The organism is Antribacter gilvus (assembly GCF_003946865.1).
In the GTDB taxonomy this organism is placed as follows: Bacteria; Actinomycetota; Actinomycetes; order Actinomycetales; family Cellulomonadaceae; genus Antribacter; species Antribacter gilvus.
Genome location: NZ_QXTH01000006.1, coordinates 160,007 through 175,168, shown reverse-complemented (window position 1 = coordinate 175,168; position 15,162 = coordinate 160,007). Strand labels below are relative to the sequence as shown.

General features: G+C 72.5%; 12 protein-coding genes and 1 tRNA gene. 6 read left to right on the top strand and 7 right to left on the bottom strand.

Features of this window, described 5'->3' with window-relative positions; all coding sequences use genetic code 11:
* Positions 1 to 35 precede the first annotated feature (35 nt).
* Entirely contained in the window at positions 36 to 1,262 is a 1,227-nt protein-coding gene (locus D1350_RS12155; protein WP_125776256.1) for an alanine racemase, read from the bottom strand.
* 59 nt (positions 1,263 to 1,321) lie between these two features.
* On the opposite strand from D1350_RS12155, the gene D1350_RS12150 reads away from it, so the two are divergent.
* The 3 genes from D1350_RS12150 to rlmB all read left to right on the top strand — a co-directional run bounded on the left by D1350_RS12150 (position 1,322) and on the right by rlmB (position 5,090).
* A complete protein-coding gene (locus tag D1350_RS12150; protein WP_240644064.1) occupies positions 1,322 to 2,578 on the top strand; it encodes a low temperature requirement protein A in 1,257 nt (418 codons plus the stop codon).
* A gap of 22 nt (positions 2,579 to 2,600) precedes the next feature.
* Positions 2,601 to 4,010 (top strand): cysteine--tRNA ligase, encoded by a 1,410-nt coding sequence (cysS, locus tag D1350_RS12145; protein WP_125776255.1) that lies wholly within the window; start codon positions 2,601 to 2,603, stop codon positions 4,008 to 4,010.
* Between the two features lie 69 nt (positions 4,011 to 4,079).
* Positions 4,080 to 5,090 carry a 23S rRNA (guanosine(2251)-2'-O)-methyltransferase RlmB gene (gene rlmB / locus D1350_RS12140; protein ID WP_125776254.1) on the top strand — a complete coding sequence of 337 codons (1,011 nt, stop codon included), beginning with the start codon at positions 4,080 to 4,082 and terminating at the stop codon, positions 5,088 to 5,090.
* A gap of 4 nt (positions 5,091 to 5,094) precedes the next feature.
* On the opposite strand, the gene D1350_RS12135 is transcribed toward rlmB, so the two are convergent.
* The 3 genes from D1350_RS12135 to otsB form a co-directional block, all read right to left on the bottom strand.
* Positions 5,095 to 6,378 (bottom strand): DUF4032 domain-containing protein, encoded by a 1,284-nt coding sequence (locus D1350_RS12135; protein ID WP_125776253.1) that lies wholly within the window; start codon positions 6,376 to 6,378, stop codon positions 5,095 to 5,097.
* A 76-nt stretch (positions 6,379 to 6,454) separates the two neighbouring features.
* Positions 6,455 to 7,561 carry an ABC transporter ATP-binding protein gene (locus D1350_RS12130; protein ID WP_125776252.1) on the bottom strand — a complete coding sequence of 369 codons (1,107 nt, stop codon included), beginning with the start codon at positions 7,559 to 7,561 and terminating at the stop codon, positions 6,455 to 6,457.
* A gap of 164 nt (positions 7,562 to 7,725) precedes the next feature.
* Entirely contained in the window at positions 7,726 to 10,041 is a 2,316-nt protein-coding gene (gene otsB / locus D1350_RS12125) for a trehalose-phosphatase (protein WP_240644063.1), read from the bottom strand.
* Positions 10,042 to 10,276: 235 nt separating this feature from the next.
* On the opposite strand from otsB, the gene D1350_RS24125 reads away from it, so the two are divergent.
* From D1350_RS24125 to D1350_RS12110, 3 genes are all read left to right on the top strand, one after another.
* Entirely contained in the window at positions 10,277 to 12,190 is a 1,914-nt protein-coding gene (locus D1350_RS24125) for a protein kinase domain-containing protein (RefSeq protein ID WP_206074519.1), read from the top strand.
* A 161-nt stretch (positions 12,191 to 12,351) separates the two neighbouring features.
* A complete protein-coding gene (locus tag D1350_RS12115) occupies positions 12,352 to 13,149 on the top strand; it encodes a DsbA family protein (protein WP_125776250.1) in 798 nt (265 codons plus the stop codon).
* A gap of 177 nt (positions 13,150 to 13,326) precedes the next feature.
* Positions 13,327 to 13,402 (top strand) — tRNA-Thr (locus tag D1350_RS12110).
* A 174-nt stretch (positions 13,403 to 13,576) separates the two neighbouring features.
* On the opposite strand, the gene D1350_RS12105 is transcribed toward D1350_RS12110, so the two are convergent.
* Genes D1350_RS12105 through D1350_RS12095 form a run of 3 tightly spaced genes read right to left on the bottom strand, consistent with a single transcriptional unit; the run spans position 13,577 to position 15,126 of the window.
* Positions 13,577 to 14,419: an SGNH/GDSL hydrolase family protein gene (locus D1350_RS12105; protein WP_125776415.1), complete on the bottom strand. Its 843-nt coding sequence runs from the start codon at positions 14,417 to 14,419 to the stop codon at positions 13,577 to 13,579.
* 42 nt (positions 14,420 to 14,461) lie between these two features.
* The gene (locus tag D1350_RS12100) at positions 14,462 to 14,845 is read right to left on the bottom strand and encodes a VOC family protein (protein WP_125776249.1); all 384 of its coding nucleotides are present in this window, start codon (positions 14,843 to 14,845) and stop codon (positions 14,462 to 14,464) included.
* A gap of 2 nt (positions 14,846 to 14,847) precedes the next feature.
* Complete coding sequence (locus D1350_RS12095; protein ID WP_125776248.1) at positions 14,848 to 15,126, bottom strand: ArsR/SmtB family transcription factor; 279 nt, start codon at positions 15,124 to 15,126, stop codon at positions 14,848 to 14,850.
* Positions 15,127 to 15,162: the final 36 nt, after the last annotated feature.

Below are 15,162 nucleotides of genomic sequence, written 5' to 3'. Positions count from 1 at the left end.
ATCCCACGCGACGTGGGGCGCCGACAGGGCCGCGATCAGCCGAACGTGCGGCCCTCGCCCCGGTACGTCGGGACCGAGCCCACGACCTCCTCGCCCTGGACGAGGCGGACCACGTCGAACCGCTCCATGAGCTCTCCCGCCTTGGCGTGCCGGAACCAGACGCGGTCGCCCACGGCCAGGTCCTCGGCCGCCCCGCGGGCCAGTCCCGTGCGGCGGAGCGGCGTCTGCACCTCGCCCGCGCCCTCGGTGCCGCTCAGGGCCCAGCCCGGCGTGACCACGCGTGGCAGGCGCGACGTCGCCGCGGGCCCCGACGCGACGTACCCCCCGCCGAACACCGTGACCCAGCCCGGCGCGGGAACGCGCACCACGTCGAGCCCGAAGTACGCGGCGGGCCGGGAACGGAAGGCCCGGTACCCGTCGAACAGCCCGGGCGCGAAGAGTCCCGACCCCGCGGTCACCTCCGTCACGGCGGGCGCCGCGGAGCTCGCCTCGAGCGAGCCGGTCCCTCCGGCGTTCACGAGCTCCAGCGGGTGCCCGACGGCGGAGCTCGCCTCCGCCACGACCCTCGCCCGCCGCTCCCTCAGCTCGCGCAGCGAGAGCCGCTTCACGGCCCGGACCGCGGGGCTGCTGTCGGGGAGCCCGGCCACCTGCGCCTCGTAGAACATGACCCCGCGCAGCCGCAGGCCGGGCGTGGCCGCGACCTGCGCCGCCAGCGCCGCGACCTCGGCGGGCTCGCGGAGGGGCGACCGGCGCACGCCGAGGTGGGCGGTGAGGCGGCCTGCTCCGAGCCGCAGCGACGCGTCCACGTCGAGGCAGACCCGGATCGGCGGGAGGTCCCGGTCGTCCGCCCCGATCCCCTGCGCGACCGCACCCACCAGCGCGAGGTGCGCTCCGCCGTCGGCCATCAGGGTGATCTGGTCGCGGGCGACGGGGTCCGCCACCAGGCGGGCGAGCGCGGCGCGGTCCGTGGTGGGGTAGCCGACCAGGACGTTGCGCACGCCCTCGCCCACGAGCCACAGGGCCTCGCGGAGGGAGAACGCCATGACCCCGCTGAAGCCGGCCTCGAGGCCGCGCCGGATCAGCGGGAGGACGCGGACGGACTTGGTGGCGAGCCGCACCGGGACGCCCCCGGCCCGGCGGAGCAGGTCCGCGGCGTTGGCGTCGAAGGCGTCGAGGTCCACGACGGCGACCGGCGCCGGCAGGTGCGCGGTCGCGGTGGAGAGCCGCGCGGTGTGGAGGCGGGGCGAATCGGGCGCCGACATGTCCTGACGCTACCGCGCCGGAGCCGCGCCGTGGCCACCCCGGAGGGCACGATATGCCTATGACTCACCTCGGCCCCGCCCGGACCCGTCGCATGACGGGACGCGACCCGCACGAGCCGGCCCGCTCGGCCACGCCGCTGGAGCTCCTGTTCGACCTGGCGTTCGTCGTCGCGTTCGGGGTGGCCGGCGAGCAGGCGGCGCACGCCGTGGTCGAGGACCACGTGGGGGTGGGGCTGCTCGGGTTCGTCTTCTCGATGTTCGCGATCGTCTGGGCCTGGATCAACTTCTCCTGGTTCGCGTCCGCGTTCGACACGGACGACCGGTTCTACCGGGTCACCACGATGGTCCAGATGATCGGCGTGGTGGTGCTGGCCCTCGGGCTCCCCGACATGTTCCACTCGCTCGAGGAGGGCGACCGGGTCCACAACGAGGTGATGGTGGCCGGTTACGTCGTGATGCGCCTGGCGCTGCTGGTCCAGTGGCTCCGCGCCGCGCGGCAGGCGCCCGAGTACCGGGCCACCTGCCACATGTACGCCCGGGTCCTCGTCCTCACCCAGATCGGGTGGATCGCGCTCGCGATCGCCCCGGTGGACGTGCCGACGTTCTTCGTCGCCGGGGCGATCCTCGGCGGCATCGAGATGACCGGGCCGCGCCTCGCGGAGCGGATCCCGGGCGGGGGCGGCGGGCTGCGCGGCACGCCCTGGCACGCGCACCACATCGTCGAGCGCTACGGGCTGCTCGCCATCATCACGCTGGGCGAGGGCGTCATCGGGACCGTGGCGTCGCTCAGCGCCGTCGTGGAGGACAGCGGCTGGACCGTCGACGCGGCGCTCGTGGCCGTGGCCGGGATCGGCCTGACGTTCGGGCTGTGGTGGACGTACTACATCACCCCGGCGTCCACGATGCTGCACCGGCACCGGGAACGGTCGTTCGCCTGGGGGTATGGGCAGATGGCGGTGATCGCCTCGCTCGCCTCGGTCGGGGCGGGGCTGCACGTGGCAGCGTCGTACCTGGGCGGCGAGTCGCACCTCGGAGCGGTCGGCACGGTCGTGGCGGTGGCGGTGCCGGTCCTCGTGTTCGTCGTCGCGGACTACACCCTCCACTGGGTGGTGATGCGCACGTTCGACGCGTTCCACGTGTGGCTGGTGCTCGGCGCGGTGGCGCTGCTCGCCGGGGCGGTCGTGGCCGCCGGCCTGGGCGTGGACATGGCCTGGGCGCTGCTGCTGGTCATGCTGGCGCCGGCGGTCTCCGTGGTGGGGTTCGAGACGGTGGGCCACCGGCACCAGGAGCGCGCGCTGGCGGCGGACGCGGGCTGACCGCGCCCGGTACCCTTGGCTGGTGAGCCTCCGACTGTACGACACCGCGACACGGGACGTGCGCGACTTCGAACCCCTGACTCCGGGCGAGGTCGGTATCTACCTGTGTGGCGCCACCGTGCAGTCGGCCCCCCACGTGGGGCACCTGCGGCCCGTGATCGCGTTCGACCTGCTGCGGCGCTGGCTCGAGCGGAAGGGCCTGCGGGTCACGATGATCCGGAACGTCACGGATATCGACGACAAGATCCTGGCCAAGGCGGCGGCGGCCGGCGTCCCCTGGTGGGCCCACGCCGCGCGGTACGAGCGCGTCTTCACCGAGGCGTACGACGCGATGGGCGTGCTGCCCCCCACCTACGAGCCGCGAGCCACCGGCCACGTGCCCGAAATGGTGGCGCTCATGCAGCGCCTCGTCGAGCGCGGGCACGCCTACGCCACGGGCGACGGCGACGTGTGGTTCGACGTGCGGTCCTGGCCGCACTACGGCGAGCTCACCCGCCAGCGGCTCGAGGACCTCAACCCCGAGGACAGCGAGTCCTCGCCCAAGCGCGACCCGCACGACTTCGCGCTGTGGAAGTCGGCCAAGCCCGGCGAGCCCGCCACGGCCGCCTGGGACACCCCCTACGGCCGCGGCCGCCCCGGCTGGCACCTCGAGTGCTCCGCCATGGCGCACCGCTACCTGGGCGAGCGTTTCGACATCCACGGCGGCGGTCTTGACCTGCGCTTCCCGCACCACGAGAACGAGCAGGCGCAGTCGCGCGCGGCGGGCTACGGCTTCGCCGAGCGGTGGCTGCACTGCGCGTGGGTCACGCAGTCCGGCGTGAAGATGAGCAAGTCCCTCGGCAACGGGATGCTCGTGAGCGAGCTCCTCGCCCAGGCACCCGCACCGGTGGTCCGCTACGCGCTCGCGTCCGTCCAGTACCGGTCCATGCTCGAGTGGTCCCCGGACACGCTCGACGAGGCGGGGGCCACGTGGGAGCGGCTGTCCGGGTTCGTCGCCCGCGCCACCGAGCGCGTGGGACAGGTGCCCGTCGAGGAGATCGCCAAGGCCGAGCTGCCCGAGGCGTTCACCGCCGCGATGGACGACGACCTGAACGTCCCCGCCGCGCTCGCCTCCGTGCACGAGCACCTGCGTGCCGGGAACTCGGCGCTCGCCGCCGGGGACGACGAGGGCACGCGGGCGGGCCTCGTGGCCCTGCGTGCGATGCTGGACGTGCTGGGCCTCGACCCCGTGGTCTGGTCCGGCCCCGCCGACACCCGGTACGCCGACGCGCTCGACACGCTGGTCCGGGCCGAGCTCGACGCGCGGGCGGCTGCCCGCGCCGCCCGCGACTGGGCGGCGGCGGACGCCATCCGGGACCGGCTCCTCGCGGCCGGCATCGAGGTCCAGGACTCCGCGGACGGCGCCCGCTGGGCGCTCGCGGCCAACAACTGACATCTGATATCTGACACACCCGGCGGCACCGGCGTAGTTCCGTGGCCGCCCTCAGGAACCGAGGCACCCATGGCAGCCACACCCAAGCGTCCCGGCGCAGTCCGCAAGGCGGGCAGCAAGAAGGGCGCCACCGTCGGCACCGGCGGCCACGGCCGCAAGTCCTTGGAGGGCCGCGGCCCGACGCCCAAGGCGGAGGACCGGCAGTACCACCCGGCGCACAAGCGCAAGGCCGAGGCGGAGAAGCGCGCCGCGACCGAGGGCCGACGTCGTCCGGGCGGCGACCGGAGCGTCGCCGGCTCGTCCCGCGCGGGCAAGGCGGGCGCCAAGGAGACCGAGCTCGTCACGGGCCGCAACTCCGTGCTGGAGGCGCTGCGCAACGAGGTCCCGGTGTCGGCGCTCTACCTGGCGACGCGCCTGGAGGCCGACGACCGCACGCGCGAGATCCTCCAGATCGCGTCCGGCCGCGGGTACAACCTGCTCGAGGTCACCAAGCCGGAGCTCGACCGGATGACCGACGGCGCGGTGCACCAGGGCGTCGTCCTGCAGGTGCCGCCGTACCAGTACGCGGAGGCCGAGGACCTGCTCGACGCCGCGGCGGCGGCCGGCGAGCCGGCCCTCATCGTGGCGCTCGACGGGGTGACCGACCCGCGCAACCTCGGGGCCGTCCTGCGGTCCGCCGGGGCGTTCGGCGCGCACGGCGTGCTGGTGCCCGAGCGGCGGGCGGCGGGCGTGACGGCGTCGGCCTGGAAGGTTTCCGCGGGCGCGGCGGCGCGTGTGCCGGTGGCGCGAGCCACCAATCTCACGCGCGACCTCGAGACGCTGAAGAAGGCGGGCTGCTTCGTGGTGGGCCTCGACGCCGACGGCGACACCCAGGTGGGCGAGCTGGCGTTCGCCACCGACCCGCTCGTCATCGTGGTGGGCTCGGAGGGCAAGGGCCTGTCCCGCCTGGTCCGGGAGACGTGCGACGCCGTGGTGTCCATCCCGATCTCGTCGGACACCGAGTCGCTCAACGCGGCCGTGGCCGGCGGCATCACGCTGTACGAGGTTGCGCGGCTGCGCAAGGCCGCGGCCGAGGCGTAGCGGCTCAGCCGTAGAGCTCGTCGCCCGCCCCGCGCGGGCCGAGCTCGGTCTCGTCCTGGACCTCGCCCGGGGCGAGGCCCAGGAGCGCCTTCTCGTCCGGGCGGTGGCGGAGAACGTTCTCCACGTACGAGGCGGTGGCCTCGGGCAGAGAGACGTCGCGCTTCGCGCGCTCCGAGACGAACCAGCGGTGGTCGAGGATCTCGTGGAAGAGCTGCGCGGGCTCGAGCTTGCGGCGGAGGTCGCGGGGCACGGCGGTGATCGTGGGCTCGAAGACGGTACGGAGCCAGTCGTGCGCGACGAACTCCTCCTCGTCGTTCTGCCGGTCCATCGCCGCACGGTACGAGTCGAGGTCGTTCAGCAGGCGTCGCGCCTGATTCTGCTGCACGTCGAGCCCGGTGAGGCGCAGCAGGCGGCGCGAGTGGTGGCCGGCGTCGACCACCTTGGGCTGGATGCGCACGGTGGTGCCGTCGATGTCGGTGGTGATCTCGAGCTCGTCCACGTCGAAGCCCAGGTTGTTGAGCTGCTCGATGCGGGCGGCGACGCGCCACCGCTCGTCGCCCGCGAACGCCTCGGCGACGGTCAGCGCGTCCCACAGCTCGGTGTACCGGGACACGAGCGCGTCGCCGATGCCGATCTCGTCGGTGTCCTCGTCGAGGAGCTCTCCCGCGGCGAGGTCCATGAGCTCGCCGATGATGTTGGTGCGGGCCAGGTCGAGGTCGTACGCACGCTGCTTGGGGCTCAGCTGGCGGTGCAGGTCGCCGGTCTCGGCGTCCACCAGGTAGGCGGAGAACCGGTCGGCGTCGCGGCGGAAGAGCGTGTTGGAGAGCGACACGTCGCCCCAGTAGAAGCCCACGAGGTGGAGGCGCACGAGGAGCACGGCGAGGGCGTCGATGAGGCGCGTGGCCGTGTCGGGCCGCAGTGCCTGGCTGAACAGGGCCCGGTACGGGAGCGAGAACTGCAGGTGCTCCGTCACGAGCACGGCCTCCAGCGGCTCACCGGTGGGCGACCGCCGGCCGGTGATCACGCCCAGGGGAACCACGGACGGCACGTCGATGCGGCGCAGCTGGCGCAGCAGCTCGTACTCGCGGTACGCCACCGACTCGCCGATCTCCTTGATGGCGATGACGCGGCCGGACAGGCGCACGAACCTGACGATGTGCCGAGAGATGCCGCGGGGGAGCGCGGCAAGGACCTCCGACGGCCAGTCCTCGAGCGGGACGTCCCAGGGGAGGTCGAGCAGCGCCGGATCCGGCGCCGCCGCGGTGATCTGCAGGTTCTGAGGCTTCATGTGTCCCTCCGTGATTACGCCGGAAGGGCCCGGCACACCGATGACGGTGTGCCGAGCCCTTCCGGCGTCAGTGCCGTCAGCTCAGGCGCTCGCCCGAGGTGGCGGAGAAGACGTGCTGCTGGCCCGGCTTGATGGCGACGGAGATGATCTCGCCCTTCTCCGGGACGTGGCGCGGGTTGATGCGGACGATCAGCTGGTCCGTCGAACCGGCGTGCAGGTCCGTGGCCACGTCGTCCTTCAGCGAGCCGTAGACGTACGCGTCCGAGCCGAGCTCCTCGACGAGGTTGACCTCGACGTGGAACGCACCGGCGGTCGAGGCGTCCACGACGTCCAGCGACTCGGGGCGGAAGCCCAGGGTCACCCGGTTGCTGTCGAGGTTGCTCGCGATGGTGCGGTCGATCGGGAGGGTGGCGGCGCCGACCTGGACGCTGCCGTTGGTCACGGTGAACGTGCCGATGTTCATGGCCGGGGAGCCGATGAAGCCCGCGACGAACACGTTCGCCGGCTTGTCGTACATCTCGCGCGGCGTGCCGACCTGCTGCAGGATGCCCGCGTTGAGGACCGCGATGCGGTCACCCATCGTGAGCGCCTCGGTCTGGTCGTGGGTCACGTAGACCGTGGTGACACCGAGGCGGCGCTGGAGCGACGCGATCTGCGTACGGGTCTGGACACGGAGCTTGGCGTCGAGGTTCGACAGCGGCTCATCCATGAGGAACACCTGCGGCTGGCGCACGATGGCACGGCCCATGGCGACGCGCTGACGCTGACCACCGGAGAGCGCCTTCGGCTTGCGGTCGAGGTACTCGGTGAGGTCGAGGATCTTCGCGGCCTCCTCGACACGCTGGCGGATCTCCGCCTTGGGCGTGCCGGCGATCTTCAGCGCGAAGCCCATGTTGTCGGCGACCGACATGTGCGGGTACAGCGCGTAGTTCTGGAAGACCATCGCGATGTCGCGGTCCTTCGGCTGCACGTCGGTGACGTCGCGCTCGCCGATGAAGATGTGGCCGCCGTTGACGTCCTCCAGGCCCGCGAGCATGCGCAGGGAGGTGGACTTTCCGCAGCCGGACGGGCCGACGAGGACGAGGAACTCGCCGTCCTCGATGTGCAGGTTGAGTGCGTCGACCGCGGGGCGCTCAGTCCCCGGGTAGATCCGCGTCGCGTGGTCGAAAGTGACCGTAGCCATGATGAAACATCCCTCCACCGGCAGGTACGTGCCGGACGATCCGTCGTGTCGGGTGTCGTTGCTTACACTCGCGTGTCTGCTGTGACACTGTTGCAGCGCGATCGTACCCTGACCTACGGGGTGCTCCGCCATGACCAGCGTCTCACCCCTAGGTCATGAGGTCATCACGCGGACATCTCGTGGCCCTCCAGATAGTCGGCCACCTGCACGAGAAGTGCGGCGAGCGCGTCGGGGTCGTCGACGCGGTGCACGGCCAGGGTGTCGCCCGTCCCGACCTTCACGGCGAGGTCGCCCTGCTCGAGTGCCGCGAAGGCGTGCTCGTCGGTGGTGTCGTCCCCGGCGTACATGACCCGGACCACCGCGGCGTCGCACTCGGCGCCCACCGCGGCCCGCAGCCTGCGCAGCGCCTCGCCCTTCGACGTGGTGACCACGGAGACCTCGACGACGTCCTTGCCGTGCATCGCGCTGAGCCCCAGGTTGGCGGCGACCTCGTCGGCGGCGACCGTCACGGCGGCCGCGTCGTCGGTCCCGGTGAGGCGCGTGTGGACCACCGCGGCGGACGGCTTCACCTGCACCCAGGCGCCCTCCCGCCCCGCGACGGCGGCCTCGAACCCGGCGATGAGCGCGTCCAGCTGCTGCGCCTGGACGGGCGACAGCTCGAGCGGCGCACCCTCGACGCCGGTGGCGGTGGCCCGTCCGGCCTCGGCCCCGTGCCCGCCCACCAGGAACGTCCCGGCGGGCGCCTGGGTCCGTTCCACCAGGTCCTGCAGGTCCCGGCCCGACACCAGCGCGAGGCGCACCGGCCGGTCGCGCCCCAGGTCCGCGAGGTGCTCCACGGCCTCGCGCGCTGCCTTGGTCATCGCGGAGGCCTTCGGGTCGTCCACGAGCGGGGCCAGGGTCCCGTCGAAGTCGAGAGCGATCAGCCAGGCGGTCGACCCGACCTTGTGGCCCGACGGGTGTGGCTTGCCTTCCGCGGAACCCTGCCGTTCGGCGTCGGGCGCCCTGGGTGCGGGGGCGCGTGTGAAGGCGCGCAGGGCGTCCGGGAAGCCGGAGTGGCGTGGGTCGACAGCGCGGGGCTCGACGGCGATGGGGCGGGCGGGGAGGGCGTTCAGCACGTCGAGGAACGCCTCGGACCACTTGGCGACGTCGTCGGACAGGACCTTGCGCCGCAGCCGGCGCATGCGCCGGCGCTGCTCGCGCGGGTCCATGGACGCCGCGGCCACGATGATGTCCTTCATCCCGTCGATGTCGTGCGGGTTGATGAGGAGCGGGCCGGGTGCGAGCTCGTCCGCGGCACCGGTGAACTCGGAGAGGACGAGGACGCCCCGCTCGTCGGACCGGGCGGCGATGTACTCCTTGGCGACGAGGTTCATGCCGTCGCGCAGGGAGGTCACGAGCATGACGTCGGCGGCGAGGTAGAGCGCCGCCATCTCGTCCTGCGGGTACGAGTGGTGCAGGTAGTGGATGGCCGAGTGGCCCAGCTCGCCGAACTCGCCGTTGATGCGGCCAACAAGGATCTCGACGCTCTCGCGGAGCTCCTGGTAGGCGCCGACGTTCTCGCGGCTCGGGCTCGCGACCTGGACCAGCGTGGCGTGCTCGACGTCGAGGCGACCGTCCTCGAGGAGTTCGCCGTAGGCCTTGATCCGGTGGCGGATGCCCTTGGTGTAGTCGAGGCGGTCCACGCCGAGCATGAGGATGTCGGGCTCGCCGAGGTCGGCACGGATCTCCTTGGCACGCGCCTGGATCTCGGGACGGCGGGCCAGCTCGTCGAAGCTCTTGGAGTCGATCGAGATGGGGAACGCCCCGGCGCGCACGTGGCGGCTCAGCCGGCCCTCGGAGTCCTGCAGCGTGATGATCGGGCCGCGGGTCGTGTAGTCGGTGAGCCGGCGCACCGCACGGACGAAGTTCGCCGCGTCGCCGTTGCGCTGGAAGCCGACGACGTCCGCGCCCAGCAGCCCGTCGATGATCTGGCGGCGCCACGGCAGCTGGCCGAACAGCTCCACCGGCGGGAAGGGGATGTGGTCGAAGAAGCCGATCCGCAGGTCGGGCCGCTGGTCGCGGAGCATCCGGGGGACGAGCTGCAGCTGGTAGTCGTGGACCCACACCACCGCTCCGTCGGCGGCCTGCTCGGCCGCGGCGTCGGCGAACCGCTGGTTCACCTTGCGGTACGCGTCCCACCACTGCCGGTGGTACGTGGGCGGCGCGATGACGTCGTGGTAGAGCGGCCACAGGGTGTCGTTCGAGAAGCCCTCGTAGTAGCGCTCGATCTCCGACGCGCTGAGCGTGACCGGCACGAGCCGGACGCCGTCGGCATCGAACGGTTCATGTGCCAGGTCGGGCGCTCCGGACCAGCCGACCCAGGCGCCGTCGGCCCCCTGCATGACCGGTTCGAGGGCTGTGACCAGGCCGCCTGGGGACCGTTGCCAGCTGAGCTCACCGCTCGGTGCCACCGAGAAGTCCACCGGCAGCCTGTTGGCCACTACCACGAGATCGTATCCGTCTTTACCTGGCAATGATCTACCCCTTGCCTTCCGTTACGAAACTTCCTACCGTTCCCAGGGTAACGGGGTCGTCCGCCTCTCCACAGTATCCAGGGACCGGGTCACCCGGGGCGGGGAGACCCCACGACGCAGGTCAGGGGCTGGTCAGTGGGTGGCGGTAGCGCGACGGGAGAGCGGCCGACCGATACGGTGTCCCCCATGAGGGAGGTGGCCCATGGGTGACGTGGACATGGGCGAGGCCAAGCCCACCGGGGGGGCCGTCGTCGGCGGTTACACGATCGTGGAGCCGCTCGGCAGCGGAGCCATGGGCGCGGTCTACCGTGCCGAGGACGGCGGCGGCAGCCCCGTCGCCCTCAAGCTGCTCCACCGGCACCTCGACGAGCCCGGCGCCCGCGAGCGGCTCCGCCGCGAGGCGGAGGCCCTCCAAGGACTGCGGCACCCCGCCGTCGCCCGCGTGCTCGATGCCGAGCTCGACGGACCCGAGGCCTTCATCGTCACCGAGCTGGTGGACGGACCCACCCTCGAGGACGAGATCGACGAGCGCGGCGCGCTCGACGCCCACGACCTCTTCGAGCTGGCCGACCAGCTCGCCGACGCGCTCGAGGCCGTGCACGGCACCGGCGTGGTCCACCGCGACCTCACCCCGTCCAACGTGCTGATCGCCCGGCACGGGCCCGTCCTCATCGACTTCGGCCTCGCGCACGCCCTCGGCGACGTGCGGGCCACCCGCACCGGCTTCGTCATGGGCACCCCCGGCTACCTCGCCCCCGAGCTGCTCGACGGGGCCGAGCCAGGACCGGACACCGACTGGTGGAGCTGGGCCGCCGTGCTCGTCTTCGCCGGGACCGGCCGCCCACCCTTCGGCGTGCGCCCCACCGAGGCCGTGCTGCGGCGCTCGCGGGATGGCCGCGTCGACCTCATCGGGCTGCCGTCCCGCACGGCCCGTGCGCTCGGGGCCGCCCTGCGGGCCGTCCCGACCGAGCGGTGGGGGCCCACCGAGGTGGCCCGCGCGCTGCGCCGGTCCGCCCAGGATCTTGATGCCGGCATCGCCGCGCCCGTGCTGATGCCCGGCGCCGACGACACCGAGGTGCTCGGGGCGCCGGCGGTGGACGACACGCTCGTGGTCGACGGGCGGGAGCTCGCGGTCACCGAGACGGTTGCTGCGACCGGGGGCGGTTCGGGCGGTTCGGCGGCCGGCTCGGCGGGCGCCGGCTCGGCCGGGACCGCTGTGCTGGAGGCAGGGCCGGGGGCCGGCGACACCGCCGTGCTGCCTGGGGACTCCGTGCTGCCTGGGGACACCGTGCGGAAGGGGCGCTCCGTGACGGGACGGGCGGTGGGCCTGCCGGTCCGTCCGCTCGGCGAGGACCGCTACCAGGCGGTGGGAGACGTCCCGCCGGAACCCGAGGACGACGTCCCGGCGCCCGTGCGCGGGAAGGGGCGGGGTGCGGTCGTCGCGCGGCAGGCCCCTGCGGCCGTCGTCGTGCCCCCGTACCAGGCCCCCACGTACCTGCGCCGCCGCGGGACCATCGCGGCGGTCGCCCTGCCCATCGTCGTGCTCGGGGCCACCAGGCCGGGCCTCGCCTTCGCGATCCTCGTCGTGCTCGTCGTGACCGCCCGCCTGTCCGGCGTCGTCGTGGACGAGTTCCATGCCCGCCGTGTCCGGCGAGGTGTGGGGCGTTTCGACGGCACCGTCACCGCCCTGAAGACCCCGTGGCACCTGGTCCGGGCCGTCTTCGGCTCGCTGCCCGCCCTTCTCGTGGCGGCGTGCGCAGCAGTGCTCACAGTCATGATCGGGTTGTGGCTCTTCGCGCCGGGGCGCGTGATCATCGTGCCCCAGACCAGCGTGGAGGCGCGGTCCGTGGGCGGCATGAACGAGCCGATCGTCGATACCTGGGTCCTGGCCGCCGCGCTGCTCATGGCGGTCCTCGTCGCCTGGTTCGGGCCCGCCGCCTCGGGAACCCGGTCCGGTGCGCGCCCGTTGCTGGCGCTCGTCGCGCCGGGCTGGCTGGGGTCGGCCGTGATCGTCGGCATCGCCCTGGTGCTGGCCTGGCTGGCGCTCTCCGACTGGCTCGCGGAGCCGCTCGCCGTGACCTGGTGGCCGCTGCCGGGGCGCCCCGAGATCGAGTAGCGGCGGTTCGTCCGAAGGCGTCGAAGCGTTCCGAGCCGGTGTCCGGTGCACACCTTTTGGGTTCAGCCCATGCACAGGTAATGCGGGTATCCTGACTGGGTAGGCGGCCCTACGCCCTCGCCGAAACGTCGCACACCGGTGCGCCGACACGAAGGACCCTGATGTCGACCAGCCAGAACATGTCCAAGGCCGAGCGCCGCGACGCCGCGCGAGCCGAGGCGCTCTCCCTGCAGAAGAAGCAGCAGGCCCGCGAGAAGACCACCCGCCTGATCACGCTCGGTCTTCTGGGCGCCCTGGTGATCTTCCTCGGGGTCGTCGTCTGGTTCATCGTGCAGGAGGGCCAGAAGTCCACGATGGAGCGGGTGGACCGCTTCCCGGCCGGCGTGGTCGAGGAGACGGGCATCGCGGTCGGGGCGTCCGGTGCGGCAGGCGAGCGGACCGAGGACGCTCCGCGCCTCGACGTGTACGTCGACTACATGTGCCCCATCTGCGGGCAGTTCGAGCAGACCAACGGCGCCAGCATCGACGAGCTGCGCGAGTCGGGCGAGGTGGACCTCGTGATCCACCCCGTCGCGATCCTGGACCGCGTGTCGCAGGGCACCGAGTACTCGACGCGTGCCGCGTCGGCCGCGGCCTGGGTCGCGGACCAGGCACCGGAGGCCTTCGAGGCCTACAACGACCTCCTGTTCGCGAACCAGCCCCCCGAGAACACCGGTGGCCTGACCAACGCCCAGCTGGGTGACCTCGCCGAGCAGGCGGGCGCGTCCTCCGACGTGGCCGGCGGCATCGCGAGCGGCGAGGCCGAGCGGGAGTTCAGCGAGTGGGTCACCGCAGTGACGGCTGATGTCCAGACCAAGGACTTCTTCGGCGGCACGCCGACCGTCCTGATCGACGGCGAGAAGTTCCAGGACTGGCAGACCGTGGGCAACCTGACCCAGGCGATCAGCCAGGCCGGCTGACCCTGGCGTCGATCGGGCCCGGGCTCCCGACACCCCTGCCGGTGTCGGGAGCCCGGGCTCCTGTGTGTGGTGTGGCTGTGGTGCTGGCGCTCAGGATCGTGCGGTGGGGGCGCTCAGGCCGTCGCGTCGGGAGGCGCTAGGCTTGTCCCCGGCTCGCGGTGGACCGATCCGAGCCGTGCCGCCTTAGCTCAGCTGGTAGAGCTCCCGTCTTGTAAACGGAAGGTCGTCGGTTCGAATCCGACAGGCGGCTCCACGACAGTCAGCGAGGCCCGGAATCCTGCGGATTCCGGGCCTCGGTGCTTGCTGGGAGGGCACCCGAGAGGGCCATCCTCGCGACCAGGCGATCGTGCATCGAATCGGCCCTGAAACGGTGCACGATCGCCTGGTCGCGACGCCCGCACTGCTCCCGCTCCGACGACGCGTGTCCCTACGCCCGCGGCCACGCGTCCAGCGTCGGCCACTTCGGGGTGCGACCGTCGCCCGAGGACCGGCCCGTGAGCCGGCGCCTGATCCACGGCGCCACGTGCGTGCGGGCCCATGCGGTGTTGGCACGGGCCTGCGCGGCGAGGGTGAGGCGCTGGGCAGTGCCGAGCGGTTCGTCCCAGGCGGTGTCGTCCGGTTCGAGCCCGAGCGCGGTGAGCGCGGCCTGCGCTACCCGGTGGTGGCCGTCAGGCGTGAGGTGGATGCGGTCCTCCGACCACGAACGCAGGTCATGCAGCGCGTGCATGCCCCAGAGGTCGACGACGTGCGCCCCGTGCCGGCGCGCGATCGTCCACAGGTTCGCGTTGTAGATGCCCACACGGCCGTTGGTCCAGCTCAGCGCGCCGCCGCCCTTGAAGCCGGTGGCGAGGAGCACGTCGGCCCCGGTGGCGCGGATCTTCACGACCGCGTCCTCCAGGTGGCTCGACAGGAGGTCGATGTCCGCTGCCGGACGGAGGATGTCGTTGCCGCCCCCCACGACGGACACCAGGTCGGGCTGGGCGTCGAGGGCGACCGGGAGCTGCTCGGCGAGGATCGGCCGGAGCAGGCGTCCCCGGATCGCGAGGTTGGCGTACTGCAAGGGCGCCTCCCCGTCGGCGACGCGGCGGGCGGACAGCGCCTCGGCGAGGCGGTCCGCCCAGCCACGTTGCGTGTCGGGCAGGTCCGGGTGCGGGTCCCACAGACCTTCGGAGAAGGAGTCGCCGATAGCGACGTACCTGGTCCAAGGGGCAGACGGCGCGGTGGGCCGGGTCGAGACGGTGGCGGCGGAGTCAGGATCGGGTGTCGTCATGCTCACCTGCCCATCGTGCCCCAGCGAGGTTTCGCCGAGGCGTCAGACCTGCGCGATCTGGATGAGGTTTCCGCATGTGTCGTCGAACACAGCGGTCGTCACGGGCCCCATGGGGGTGGGCGGCTGGGTGAAGGTGACGCCGAGGGCGGTGAGCCGGTCGTACTCCGCCTGCACGTCGTCCACACCGAACGACGTGGCGGGGATGCCGTCGGCCACGAGCGCCTCCTTGTACGGGGGCACGGCCGGGTGGGCGGACGGCTCGAGCAGCAGCTCGACGCCGTCCGGCTCGCCCGGGCCCACGACGGTGAGCCAGCGGTACTCACCCACGGGGACGTCGTTCTTCTTCACGAAGCCGAGCACGTCCGTGTAGAAGCGCAGGGCCTTCTCCTGGTCGTCGACGAACACGCTCGTCACGGTGATGCGCATGGTCACTCCTCCGGTGGGGCGGGCCACCGCTCGGCGATCTGCCGCAGCGGCGCGGTGTCGAGGTCGTGGAACTTGTACCGGCCCTCGCGCCGGGTGTGGACGAGCCCTGCGGCCTCCAGCACGTCGAGGTGCTGCGAGATCGCCTGCCTCGACGAGCTCAGCCCGTGGTTGTTCAGCAGCCGGCCGCAGAGCTCGAACAGTGTCTGGCCGTCCCGCTCGGCGAGCTCGTCGAGGAGAGCGCGCCGAGTCGGGTCGGCCAGGGCCTTGAAGACGTCGTCCACACCGCCATCATAGGCAAGCATCCACTTGCCTGTCAT

What these genes read in the sequence shown, in the direction of transcription:
- D1350_RS12105 (WP_125776415.1), bottom strand. Translation starts at nt 14,419, where the DNA reads ATGACGACACCCGATCCTGACTCCGCCGCCACCGTCTCGACCCGGCCC.
- D1350_RS12135 (WP_125776253.1), bottom strand. Translation starts at nt 6,378, where the DNA reads ATGAAGCCTCAGAACCTGCAGATCACCGCGGCGGCGCCGGATCCGGCG.
- D1350_RS12115 (WP_125776250.1), top strand. Translation starts at nt 12,352, where the DNA reads ATGTCGACCAGCCAGAACATGTCCAAGGCCGAGCGCCGCGACGCCGCG.
- rlmB (WP_125776254.1), top strand. Translation starts at nt 4,080, where the DNA reads ATGGCAGCCACACCCAAGCGTCCCGGCGCAGTCCGCAAGGCGGGCAGC.
- D1350_RS12130 (WP_125776252.1), bottom strand. Translation starts at nt 7,561, where the DNA reads ATGGCTACGGTCACTTTCGACCACGCGACGCGGATCTACCCGGGGACT.
- D1350_RS24125 (WP_206074519.1), top strand. Translation starts at nt 10,277, where the DNA reads ATGGGTGACGTGGACATGGGCGAGGCCAAGCCCACCGGGGGGGCCGTC.
- D1350_RS12100 (WP_125776249.1), bottom strand. Translation starts at nt 14,845, where the DNA reads ATGCGCATCACCGTGACGAGCGTGTTCGTCGACGACCAGGAGAAGGCC.
- D1350_RS12150 (WP_240644064.1), top strand. Translation starts at nt 1,322, where the DNA reads ATGACTCACCTCGGCCCCGCCCGGACCCGTCGCATGACGGGACGCGAC.
- D1350_RS12155 (WP_125776256.1), bottom strand. Translation starts at nt 1,262, where the DNA reads ATGTCGGCGCCCGATTCGCCCCGCCTCCACACCGCGCGGCTCTCCACC.